General features: G+C 51.6%; 9 protein-coding genes and 1 tRNA gene. 8 read left to right on the top strand and 2 right to left on the bottom strand.

What is annotated here, in order from left to right; genetic code table 11:
* The first annotated feature begins 119 nt into the window (after window positions 1-119).
* The 6 genes from V7Q10_RS14880 to V7Q10_RS14855 all read left to right on the top strand — a co-directional run bounded on the left by V7Q10_RS14880 (window position 120) and on the right by V7Q10_RS14855 (window position 7930).
* Window positions 120-1241, top strand: coding sequence for a glycosyltransferase (locus tag V7Q10_RS14880; RefSeq protein ID WP_333869923.1), 1122 nt, complete (start codon window positions 120-122; stop codon window positions 1239-1241).
* 50 nt (window positions 1242-1291) lie between these two features.
* Window positions 1292-3166, top strand: a complete 1875-nt coding sequence (asnB, locus tag V7Q10_RS14875; RefSeq protein ID WP_333869922.1) for an asparagine synthase (glutamine-hydrolyzing) — start codon at window positions 1292-1294, stop codon at window positions 3164-3166.
* Window positions 3167-3560: 394 nt separating this feature from the next.
* The gene (locus V7Q10_RS14870) at window positions 3561-4478 is read left to right on the top strand and encodes a hypothetical protein (RefSeq protein ID WP_333869921.1); all 918 of its coding nucleotides are present in this window, start codon (window positions 3561-3563) and stop codon (window positions 4476-4478) included.
* The gene (locus V7Q10_RS14865; RefSeq protein WP_333869920.1) at window positions 4475-5629 is read left to right on the top strand and encodes a glycosyltransferase family 4 protein; all 1155 of its coding nucleotides are present in this window, start codon (window positions 4475-4477) and stop codon (window positions 5627-5629) included. Before V7Q10_RS14870 ends, V7Q10_RS14865 begins: the two co-directional genes overlap by 4 nt.
* An 83-nt stretch (window positions 5630-5712) precedes the next feature.
* Window positions 5713-7104, top strand: coding sequence for a DHA2 family efflux MFS transporter permease subunit (locus V7Q10_RS14860; protein WP_333869919.1), 1392 nt, complete (start codon window positions 5713-5715; stop codon window positions 7102-7104).
* 49 nt (window positions 7105-7153) lie between these two features.
* Complete coding sequence (locus V7Q10_RS14855) at window positions 7154-7930, top strand: hypothetical protein (protein WP_333869918.1); 777 nt, start codon at window positions 7154-7156, stop codon at window positions 7928-7930.
* Here the strand turns inward: V7Q10_RS14855 and V7Q10_RS14850 are convergent.
* On the bottom strand, window positions 7927-8301 hold the full coding sequence (locus V7Q10_RS14850; protein WP_333869917.1) for a hypothetical protein: 375 nt from the start codon (window positions 8299-8301) through the stop codon (window positions 7927-7929). The two genes, V7Q10_RS14855 and V7Q10_RS14850, sit on opposite strands and share 4 nt — an antisense overlap.
* Before the next feature lie 89 nt (window positions 8302-8390).
* Complete coding sequence (locus V7Q10_RS14845) at window positions 8391-8645, bottom strand: hypothetical protein (RefSeq protein ID WP_333869916.1); 255 nt, start codon at window positions 8643-8645, stop codon at window positions 8391-8393.
* Between the two features lie 279 nt (window positions 8646-8924).
* On the opposite strand from V7Q10_RS14845, the gene clpB reads away from it, so the two are divergent.
* Entirely contained in the window at window positions 8925-11537 is a 2613-nt protein-coding gene (gene clpB / locus V7Q10_RS14840; RefSeq protein WP_333869915.1) for an ATP-dependent chaperone ClpB, read from the top strand.
* A 257-nt stretch (window positions 11538-11794) separates the two neighbouring features.
* Window positions 11795-11870, top strand: a tRNA-Thr gene (locus V7Q10_RS14835).
* Window positions 11871-12322 lie beyond the last annotated feature (452 nt).

Below are 12322 nucleotides of genomic sequence, written 5' to 3'. Positions count from 1 at the left end.
CAGACGCGAAAATCTAGCCGAAAAACACAAATTATGATAAACACATTGCAGAAATGGTAGGCTCTTTTATTTAGCCAAAAGACATTCGCGACTCACATTATGAGAGCAGAAATATTAATATGATTAAAGTCACTCACATTATCACAGGCCTCAATCGCGGCGGAGCTGAGCGCACATTATACTCAGTTCTGACAAATGGGCTTCAAGATAAATTTGACAATCGAGTTATTTCCTTACTGGATTCAGGTGCCTATGGCCCTAAACTTGCGGCTACTGGAATTTCTGTTACTGCATTAAATATTAACCGAGATGTTAAATCATTGTTTAGATTAGCAAATGACTTCAAACTTCATCCACCAGATATTCTGCAAGGCTGGATGTACCATGGAAACCTTGTCGCCACTTTTGCAAACAATTTTTTGCCTTACCAGCCTATACTTTCATGGAATATTAGATGTGCGCCAGGGAGAAATAAGGATAGAAGTATCTCTACACGATCTGTCATATGCGTATTGCGATCAATGTCGGGCCGGCCAAATTCGATTATATATAATTCTGCAAAGTCGCTTTTTGAACATCAGGAGGAAGGGTTTTGCGCATCTAAGGCGACACTCATTCCTAATGGCTTTAACCTTCTCGAATGGAAGCGAGGTATCAAAACCAAGTATGCATCGCGCCAAGCTCTTAAGCTTCCTATAGATAAAACTATCATTGGATACATTGGTCGAAATCACCCACAAAAGGACTTGCGTACGCTATTTTTGGCAATTTCAATTCTTAAATCATTTTCTGAAGCACCACATTTTGTGATGGTCGGTAAAGACTTAAAAACCGCTGCGCCGTCCGACCTCGATTCGCAAGATTTCACTTTTTTGGGTGAGCGCGCGGATGTCGCCGAAATATTGCCAACCTTTGATTTTCTTTGTCTAAGTTCAAAATCGGAAGGCTTTCCAAACGTGCTCGGCGAAGCCATGGCTTGCGGCGTCCCCTGCATAACAACAGATGCTGGCGATGCGGCGGACATTGTTGCCGATACAGGATGGGTGGTTCCGCGGGAGGACCCAGTGGCGCTTGCCGCTGCCATACGTAGCGCTTTGAGCATAAGCCCACAGGAATTCGCCCAGCGGTCTGCGGCCGCACGAAGCAGAGTGGAAGCTCAGTTTTCAATAAAAGCTGCCGTGGATAATTACTCCAAGCTTTACGAGACCCTCCTAAGCGAGCGTTTGCAATGTGCGGGATAGTTGGCTATTTTTCAACAACGACAGTAGCATCTGAGAGAATTATCGCGAGAATGGCCGATAGGATTGCCCATCGCGGTCCAGACGCTTGCGGAACATGGGTGGATGCGAATAAAGGCGTCGCTCTCGCGCATCAAAGATTGGCCATCGTTGATCAAAGCAATGCAGGCATTCAGCCGATGCAGTCGCAAAATCAGCGGTTCATCATCGTCTTTAATGGAGAAATTTATAATCATATCAGCCTGAGAAACGACATTATTTCTGCGGGCTGGCCTTATTCATGGAGAGGCCACTCTGATACTGAGACGCTTCTTGCCGCCTTACAACTCTGGGGACTTGTAGATACCTTGAAGCGTCTTAAGGGAATGTTCGCATTCGCCTTATGGGATCAAAAAACTGACCGCCTATTTTTAGCAAGAGACAGGATTGGCGAAAAGCCCCTCTACTTTGGAAAAGCAGGAAAATCTTTTGTCTTTGGCTCTGAACTGAAGGCGCTGAAAACTCATCCAGAATGGGTTGGAGAGATCGATCAGACTGCCCTAATATTATACTTGCGTCATGGTTATATTCCGGATCCACATTGCATTTATCAGGGCATGAATAAACTAAAGCCAGGACATTGGATTGAAGTCGTTGACGGCATATCTGGGAAACCCAATTGTTATTGGGATTTTAATGCAATAGCGGCGTCAAAGCGGACAACTTCAAAACCACTCGTTTTGATTAACGAATTAGAACAACGCCTCAAAACGTCTGTTGCATTGCAGATGCAATCAGATGTTCAAATTGGCACTTTTCTCTCTGGCGGCGTCGATTCTTCACTTGTTGCGTCACTTATGCAAGCGCAAGCCTCGCAACCTGTTAAATCTTTTACTATTGGATTTGAAGCTAAAAACTTTAATGAGGCGAACGAAGCAAAAGCTATCGCACGTTATTTAGGCACTGATCATACTGAGTTAATTCTTACAGAAGAAGATGTCTTCGAGGTTATACCAAAACTTGGAAAAGTCTGGGATGAACCATTTTCTGATTCCTCTCAGATTCCTACTCTTTTATTAAGTCAAATGGCCAGAAACCATGTAAAAGTTGCGCTTACTGGTGATGGGGCAGATGAATTCTTCTGCGGCTATAGCCGATATCAACATAACCGTACACTATTAAATATACTCGAATATATTCCCATACCTGCCCGCAGAAGATTAGCATCAGGACTACGTGACCTAACATTTTCCAGGGAAGAAGAACTCGACAAGCAACATCTTCCAAAGTTTTTGGCCTGTAAATCAAGAGATAAAATTCATAGGTCTTTAGACATTTTAGAGTTACCAAAAAAAGATATAAATTATATGGATCTTATTTCACTATTTCCAAATCCAAATTCCTTTATTTTTTGTCAGCCTGAAGGAATGGCTTCTCAAAATACGCATATTGCCTTGACGAAGTTTCAAGATGTTCGCGAGACCATGATGTTTATGGATACCTGCACTTATCTTCCTGGCGATATTTTAACAAAGGTCGATCGTTCTGCAATGTCAGTTGGCTTGGAGACGCGACTGCCATTTTTAGATCATGAGCTTATTGAATATGCTTGGCGCCTTCCATTTCATGTAAAAGTCAAGAATGGCCAACCAAAGTGGATTCTCCGTGAAGTGCTAAAAAAATATTTACCCTTAGGACTTTTTGATAGACCAAAGAAGGGATTCAGTGTTCCAATCGAAGCCTGGCTTGCGGGGCCACTGCTCGATTGGGTGGAAGCCATGCTCGATCCGCACAAAATTAGACAACAAGGTTTTCTTAACGCTGAGGCAGTTGGAGATCTTTTGAGGCAGCACAGATCAGGTCAAAGACGCTGGCATAATCAAATATGGACAATTTTGATGTTTCAAGCTTGGCTTGAAAACGAGCACATCGTTGAGAAAACTCCATGATTGGCAATGATTTGGGTATTGCTCTGATTTACACAGCGGGGCTATTTTTAAGTCTAATCTTTTTGTGCTACCCAGAACGACCAGATCGAAATTTTATCCGATTTTCAATATCCTTTATTTGCATCTTTTTTATAATACCAGCTATCATTTCCGCCCAAAATACGGAATTCAATTACCTAGGGAGAGTTTTTTCAAGGTATCAAAGTAGCTGGTTACTTGTCGGACTATCTACTTGGGCCTTTTTAGCTGGTTTTTTCCTTCGTGGCTTTTTGATCAGAAGATTGGTAAAAGTCTTTTTTTTTGGAAAATCAGAGATAGATTACAATTACACCCGCCAGGCTATAATTGAAAAAAAGCGCGTCTTTTTTTTATTATTTTTGCTGTAATTGCGCGTTTGCTCGTCTGGAAAATCAATCCCAGTGCAGAAGAAGAATATGCTGTACGAACAGGCATCGCAGCGGGAAGCCATCTTCATGTGCTTTTAAATATTTTTTTTGGAAGTGTCTATTTTGCAGCGATTTTCATGGCAGCACGCCTCAAGTTGCACCTTGCTACAACAGGGCTCTTGTTAGGTCTTTTGATAGTCACTTTCACTGGCTCCACAGGCAGATTTAATGCCGCGCTTGCTGTCATGATGTTTAGCATATATTTTTTCAATCTTGATGTTTCAAAAATCGCTCTTCTTTTTCCATTCATTACTATTTCTGCGTTTCCTATACTTTCTAGTGGGAAATTGCTCATATTTGCAATATCCACGGGATCGCCACTGCCAACAGTGACGGAGATGTTTTCCAAGGCAATAGAACTTGAGTCATATCTAAACAACTTTGCTCATCCAATGGTTTCACTCTATCAAATAGATAGACTGCTTGCACTCTCAGATATCCGGTGGTTTTACGACTTTCCACAAGGACTTCTATTTTACACAAGGGCTTTGGGGTTTGATTCCGGACCCTCTCTGACGTATTATAATACTGAGGCATTTTTAGGATACAAAGCATCGATCGTACCCACAGGTTACCTTGCATTCGGCTTTGCGCAATTATCTTATTTTGGAGTCTTCGTAATGGGGGCCTTCTATAGATCACTCTATTATTTTTTCCAAAATATGCGCTACATTCGAGCAAATTTAAGCCCCATCCTTTCTTTCTATATTTCATTTACAACTGCTAATACGTTTTACACTGGCGAATTCAGAACTCTTATTCTCCAGTTCTTTTTAAATATCATAATATTTAACTTTTGCTTCTGGCTTACTTCAAAGCCCCGCAAAAAGGTCTTGCTGCCTTCAAGAAGATGCCGCCCAGAATGAAGGTTTTTATTCTTGCAAGTCTACCATCCTCGCTTGTGAACTTTCGCGGCGCTCTAATCTTATCACTCTTAGACGCCGGTCATCAGGTAGAGGTAGCCGCACCTGGACTGACGAAAGACAAGGGATCGGCGCAATGGTTAAACGCGCGTGGTGTTATTTGCCACGACATCAAACTCTCGCGGACAGGCCTAAATCCACTTTCAGACTTATGGTCCCTAATCTTACTGTCGCGTCTCCTGCGGGCGCAGAAGCCGGATATTTTTCTTGGGTACACCATTAAGCCTGTAATTTGGGGGCTTTTTGCGGCGCGGCTTGCGCATGTGCCGAAACGTATCGCTTTGATGACAGGGCTGGGCTATGCGTTTACTGGGCAGCATCGCGGCAAAAGGGTCCTAATTCAGTGGGTTGCGCGGCGGCTTTATTCCAAAGCCTTGCAGTTTGCGCATTTGGCTTTTTTCCAAAACCCCGACGATCAAGCTGATTTTTCAAGGCTTGGTCTGCTGCCGGTGACATGTGAAAGCATGGTCCTGCGAGGGTCGGGCGTCGACCTTGCCACCTTTACACCGGCCCCTTTTCCGAATGACAAAATACGTTTTTTAATGATTGCACGGCTGCTGGGCGATAAGGGACTGCGTGAATATGCCACCGCAGCGCAGCAGCTTGCGCACCGAAACCCGATGGTCGAGTTTCATCTTATTGGCGGAACGGATTGTAATCCAGATTCAGTTCCACTTGCAGAAATCCAATCGTGGCAGGCGGCAGGCTTTATTCATTGGGATGGCGCAGTGCAGGATGTGCGGCCCGCAATTGCCGCCGCGCATGTTTATGTGCTGCCGAGTTACCGCGAGGGGATGCCGCGCAGCGTGCTAGAGGCGATGGCAATGGGGCGGCCAATCATTACCACCTTTGCGCCCGGTTGCCGTGAAACGATTGTTGACGGTGAATCTGGCTTTTTGATTCCCATTCGGAATAGCGGAGCGCTTATTCAGGCTATGCAACGGTTTATTGATGCCCCCGATCTGATTCCGACCTTTGGCGCCAAGGCGCGGTTGCGCGCGATTGAGATTTTTGATGTGCATGCGATCAATCACGCGATGTTATCGGCACTGGGTTTAGCGCGCGAGCGGAAGGCGCAAGACCCTGACCAATAAGGGGAAAGGTTAAGGCAAAAGCACTGCGTCAAACCCGCCTGCCCGCTCTTGCCAAATCAGATCCGGCAAGACTAACTCGCGCCATGGCCGCAGATGCTCGAATCCTTCCGCTGATTATTGCCACGGCTTTGCTGATGGAGAACATCGACTCGGCGGTGCTTTCCACCTCTTTGCCGCAGATTGCACGCGATCTTGGCTCTGACCCGATCCATCTGAAATTGGTTCTGACGACCTATCTGCTGGCACTGGCGATTTTCATTCCAGCCTCGGGCTGGGCAGCCGACCGTTTCGGCGCGCGGCGAATCTTTCGCTGGGCGATTGTGGTTTTTGCTTTAGGCTCAATCGCCTGTGGCATGTCCACCTCGCTGTGGGAGCTGGTTGCCGCGCGGGCCTTGCAGGGTATTGGTGGCTCGATGATGACACCAGTGGGCCGGCTGATCGTGCTGCGCGGTGTGCCGCGTGAGGGTCTGGTGGGGGCGCTGGCTTGGTTGACAGTGCCCGCGCTGATGGGGCCGGTGATTGGGCCGCTCCTGGGCGGCTATATCACCACCTATTGGGATTGGCGCTGGATCTTCTGGATCAACATCCCCATCGCGCTTTTGGGTGTGGGGCTTGCGGGACGGTTCGTGCCAGATCTGCGTGAAGCGGCCCCGCGGCAATTTGATGCGCGAGGATTTTTACTGCTGGGGCCGGGGCTTGCTGGCTTTCTAACGGGGGTGACGCTCTTGGGGTTAAACTTGGCAAGCGCGCCCATGGTTGCCTTGCTTTTGCTGGGCGGCGCGGGGCTGACGTTTGCCTATATCTGGCATGCGCTGCGGGTGGCCTCACCTTTGGTTGACTTGCGACTGCTGGCTTTGCCGACTTTTCGCAGCACAATTACGGCCGGCACCTTGTTTCGCATTGGCGTTGGCGCTTCGCCCTTTTTGCTGCCGCTGATGCTGCAACTTGGTTTTGGCCTGACGCCGTTTCAATCGGGCGGATTGACCTTTGTCTCGGGGCTTGGCGCAATGGTGATGAAGTTTTTGGCGCAACCACTGCTGCGGCGTTTTGGCTTTCGCAGGGTTTTAGGGGTGAATGCGGCAATCGCTGCGGGGTTTGTGCTGGCACCTGCTTTCTTTACGCCTTTTACACCTTGGCAGGCGATGATGCTGGTGCTGTTTGTCGGTGGGCTGTCGCGGTCTTTGCAGTTTACTGCGATCAACGCGATTGCCTATGCCGATGTCACGCCTGAACGCCTTAGCAGCGCCACAAGCTTTTCGTCAGTGATGCAGCAATTGACGGGGACCATTGGCATTACATTGGCGGCCATGATGCTAGAGGCAACAGGCGCATGGCGCGGGGTGTCTGCGACCGATCTGGGCAATTTCCCTGCGGTTTATGCGGTGATTGCAACGATGACGCTGATCTCTGCGGTGGCGTTTTGGCGGCTGTCACCGACGGCGGGGGCAAATATGTTGCGCAAAGCAGTCGATTGACAGCGAAAGGCTTTCGGCTTTTCTTGTTCAAAAGTGTAAGAGGTAAAATGTGGACATCAACCTGAGTTTTGAGCGCCCAGAGAGCGGGCCGAAATCTGGACCGATTACAATCGGCTGGTTTCTGACATCGAATAAGGGGGCCGTGCTTTACGATCCGCCAGAGCGGGTGATGTTCCGGCCAGCCAATAGGGTGCATGCGAAATCGGCCAGCCGCTGCCCTGCGGTTATTCAGCTGGAAAGCCGCTATTTCATGGTGAAATGCCCCTTTGATCTGCACATCGGTTTTAAACGCGATGAAAAGGGCAAGGCTCAGCTGATCAATCGCGCCGGAACCGGCTCTGGCATTCGCGGCAATAAGCTGGGCGAGGTGCTGACTTTGGTGAATGAGACCGAGTGGCGCTCGCCTGATCGGCCCACAGTGCAGCTGCAATTGCCCTACTGCTTTATCGCCGATGAATTGGTCTATATCAGCCAGATTTCCGCTTTTGCACATTACCGCAAAGACCCGTTGCCCGGCACGATTTTTGGCGGACGTTTCCCGCTGAACCTGTGGCCGCGGCCCTTGATGTGGGCGTTTGAGTGGCATGAGCCGGAAAAGGACTTGGTTCTGCGGCGGGGCGAGCCGCTGTTTTACTGCCAGTTTGAAGGCGAGGGCCCAGATCGGCCGGTGCAACTTGTCGAGGCAGAGCGCACGCCAGAATTGCAGACCTATATGGATCAGATCGGCGGCGTGGTGAATTATGTTAACCAGACCTTTGGCCTGTTTAAAGCCGCAGAAGCCCTGCGGCCGAAAACCCTGCTTAAGCCAAAACAGCGCGACGGTTAAGCCGGCTGAACGCTGGCCTGATGAAAGCCTTTGACGCCACGATCAATCGCACCCCAAACCGAGACCGAAACCTCGGGATGCTGCGATTTTGACAGATGCGCCGGCGTCAGGCTGACAATACGAACCCGCAGGCGCAGATTGCGCCGCAGATGTTCGCCAAGCAGATCAGTGGCAATTGGGCCCAAATGGCCCAGTTGCAACCAAGGACGCCGCGTATAAAGCCCAAACCAGCTTTGGCGGCCTTGGGCAAAAAGTGCGATATGGCCATCGGCGGTCAGTTTCAGATAGGCGGTATCGCCCAGACAAAGACCCGCCTTCGCGACGTCTAGCGTAATCCCGATGATTTGGGCTTTGGTGATCAGATGCTGCATATTTCATTCATTCGCGCCGCGTCTGACAACCAGGGGTTCAGATCATTCGGTAAAAAGGCCCAATCGGGCTGGATTGACAAGAAAGGCGTTCAGACAAGGCCAAGGGCGCGCTTGACAGAAGGCGCGCTCAGGCCCTTGCCAAACAACTTTAGGCGCAGCGGCGCGGCCCCCTCGATCGCGGCTTCCGCCTCGACAGCGCGGGTGGTTTCGATCTCGCGCAGCTTTTGGAAAATTCCAGCCTGACAGGAGTCGATGGACGGGAAGGCGGTTCTGCGCCGCGCAAAGACATCCTCGAGTTCAACCTGCATCCGCATCGGCAATTTTATCTTTTCTAGAAATGACATTTTACATTTTCCCAACCTGCGCTTTGCAACATTCTGTTAAAAAGCGCCTTAACCCACTTTTCTATGTTAACATTAGCGAGAGGTTAATTTCAGGGCACAGCCGGATAAGCGACTACTGCTTTCGACTATGCCTCGCCCCCTAAAGGCGCAGGGTCTGCATATGTCGCAGGCAAGACCCATTGCAATTATCGGGCAGACTTCCCAAGTTTAGCGCGAGGCCAAAGTGGCTGTGCCGAAGTATCGGGCAGCGCAGAGGTGCTTTTAAAAAGGAGAATCCCGATGAATTTAGAGAAATTCACGGAACGGTCGCGTGGCTTTCTGCAAGCCGCGCAGACCATCGCGACACGCGAAAATCATCAGCGGCTTGCGCCCGAGCATTTGCTTAAGGCCTTAATGGATGATGACCAAGGGCTTGCGTCAAATCTGATCAGCCGCGCGGGTGGCGCGCCTACTCGGGTGACCGAAGCCTTGGCGCTGACCATGGCCAAGCTGCCCAAGGTGACCGGCGACGCGCAGCCCTTTATGGACCCAGGCTTGGTCAAGGTGCTGGACGAGGCCGAAAAGCTGGCCAAAAAGGCCGGCGACAGCTTTGTTCCGGTGGAACGGGTGCTGATGGCTTTGGGCATGGTGGCCTCGAAGGCCAAAGAGGCTTTGGACGCGGGCGCGGTTACGCCGCAAAACCTGAACACCGCGATCAATGACATTCGCAAGGGCCGCACCGCGGATTCGGCAAGTGCCGAAGACAGCTATGAGGCGCTGAAGAAATATGCGCGCGACCTGACCGAGGCCGCCGAGCAAGGCAAGATCGACCCGATCATTGGCCGCGACGAGGAAATTCGCCGCACGATGCAGGTGCTGTCGCGCCGCACCAAGAACAACCCTCTGCTGATCGGCGAGCCTGGCGTCGGCAAAACCGCGATTGCCGAAGGCTTGGCGCTGCGCATCATCGACGGCGATGTGCCGGAATCCTTGCGCAACAAAAAGCTGATGGCGCTGGACATGGGCGCCTTGATTGCTGGCGCGAAATATCGCGGCGAATTTGAAGAGCGTCTAAAGGCGGTGCTGAACGAGGTGACCGCGGCTGAGGGCAATATCATTTTGTTCATCGACGAGATGCACACGCTGGTTGGCGCGGGCAAATCCGATGGCGCCATGGATGCCGCCAATCTGATCAAACCCGCACTTGCCCGCGGCGAGCTGCATTGCGTCGGCGCGACCACGCTGGATGAATACCGCAAATATGTCGAAAAAGACGCAGCTTTGGCGCGTCGGTTTCAGCCTGTGATGGTGGAGGAACCCACGGTTGAAGACACCATCTCGATTCTGCGCGGCATCAAAGAGAAATACGAGCTGCACCACGGCGTGCGGATTTCCGACTCTGCGCTTGTGGCGGCGGCGACGCTGTCGCACCGCTATATCACCGACCGGTTTTTGCCCGATAAGGCGATTGACCTGATCGACGAGGCCGCCAGCCGCCTGCGGATGGAAGTGGACAGCAAGCCCGAGGAGCTTGACCAGCTTGATCGTCAGATCCTGCAACTTCAGATCGAAGCCGAGGCGCTGAAAAAAGAAGACGATGCGGCCTCGAAAGACCGGCTTGAAAAGTTGGAACTGGAACTGTCCAATCTGCTGGAACAGTCAGATTCGATGACTGCAAAATGGCAGGCCGAGCGCGACAAGCTGGAAATCGGGCGCGATCTGAAAGAACAGCTTGAACGGGCCCGTGCCGATCTGGACCAAGCCAAGCGCGACGGCAATCTTGCCCGCGCGGGCGAGCTGTCTTACGGCATCATCCCAACGCTTGAGAAAAAGCTGGCCGAGGCCGAAGCCCGCGAAGGCGATCTTTTGGTCGCAGAATCGGTGCGCCCCGAGCAGATCGCCGAAGTGGTGGAACGCTGGACCGGCATTCCAACCACGAAAATGCTGGAAGGCGAGCGTGAAAAGCTGCTGCGGATGGAAGACGAGCTGGGTCAGCGGGTGATCGGCCAAAAGACCGCGCTGACGGCTGTTGCAAATGCGGTGCGCCGGGCGCGTGCGGGCTTGAACGACGAACGCAGACCCTTGGGCAGCTTTTTGTTCTTGGGGCCAACCGGCGTGGGCAAAACCGAGCTGACCAAGGCGGTTGCCGAATATCTGTTCGACGACGATCAGGCCATGGTGCGGATTGATATGTCTGAATTCATGGAGAAACACTCAGTTTCGCGGCTGATCGGCGCGCCTCCGGGCTATGTCGGCTATGACGAGGGCGGGGTTCTGACCGAAGCCGTGCGCCGCCGCCCCTATCAGGTGGTGCTGTTCGACGAGGTCGAAAAGGCGCATCCCGATGTGTTTAACGTGCTGTTGCAGGTTTTAGACGATGGTGTGCTGACCGATGGCCAAGGCCGCACGGTTGATTTCAAGCAAACGCTGATCATCCTGACCAGCAACCTTGGCGCGCGGTCGCTGTCGGAACTGGGCGAAGGCGAAGATCCAACCCAAGCCCGGGCCGAGGTGATGGAAGCGGTGCGGCAGCATTTCCGCCCCGAATTCCTAAACCGTCTGGACGAGCAGGTGATCTTTGATCGGCTGGATCGCTCGAACATGGGGGCGATTGTCGAAATCCAGCTGAAGCTTTTGGAAAAACGGCTGGCCTCGCGTAAAGTCACGCTGGATCTGGACGCAGCCGCCAAGACTTGGCTGGGGGACGAAGGCTATGATCCGGTGTTCGGCGCGCGTCCGCTCAAGCGGGTGATCCAGAACCATCTGCAAAACCCCCTGGCCGAGATGATCTTGGCTGGCGAGGTGATGGATGGATCAACCGTGACCGTCAGTGCGGGGCCAAGTGGGCTGATCATCGGCAACCGCATCAGCGCCTCTCGTCGGCCAAGCGCTACAAAGCCGGCAGTGCATTGACCAAACGCAGGGGGCTACGGCCCCCTGCCCGTCCACAGCGCCCAATGCAAAAGCCGCAGTTTGGGCAAAAAATCATGACGACGGCAGCTTGAGAATGGCTTGTAAAAGCCCAATCCTATCGCTATACGACGCCACGCAAGGCAGCGTTCGCTTGTGGTCGATTTCAGTCAAGAAGGCAGCAGCCAGGCAGATTGGAACGCAAATAGGCAAAGCTGACATCGCAACCGGCGGGCGTTAAATCCCGCAAAACAGAAGATGCCGCAGTAGCTCAGCTGGTAGAGCACATCATTCGTAATGATGGGGTCGGGGGTTCGAGTCCCTTCTGCGGCACCATATTGCTTCAGGCTCTAAGCCCAGCGCTTAGCTCAGCATCTGTTAATTCCCACATATTGCAGCTTGCCTCAGCTTAGGCATCGATTTGTGTGGACCAAAATGCTGACCAAAAACATCCCATACGTTTAACCATGGCAGTTACTTTGCGCGTCGTGTGCCATCAGACTTGCTGCACCATTACAGCCAGCCAAGAAGCGTGCATCGACTGAATTGCCGCATTTTGCACATCGGCGCGACACCGAACTCACAGCGATGCGCGTTAATGAAAGCAGTCACTTGCGAAACGGGCGGTCGAGCCGCTACCGGCGGCGCTGAAGCGGTTCCAGTCTGCCTTTCGCACAAGGGCAAAATACGCCGATGCTTTCTTCAGGATCTCATTGGCCTGACGGATCCAAACGCGAGGACTGTCTCGCGAACCTCAGATGAATGCGGCTTTGAGGCCTTCTTGTTGG

Origin of the sequence: Cypionkella sp., assembly GCF_036782355.1 — a bacterium.
In the GTDB taxonomy this organism is placed as follows: Bacteria; Pseudomonadota; Alphaproteobacteria; order Rhodobacterales; family Rhodobacteraceae; genus Cypionkella.
This window is presented reverse-complemented; position numbering and strand designations above follow the sequence as displayed.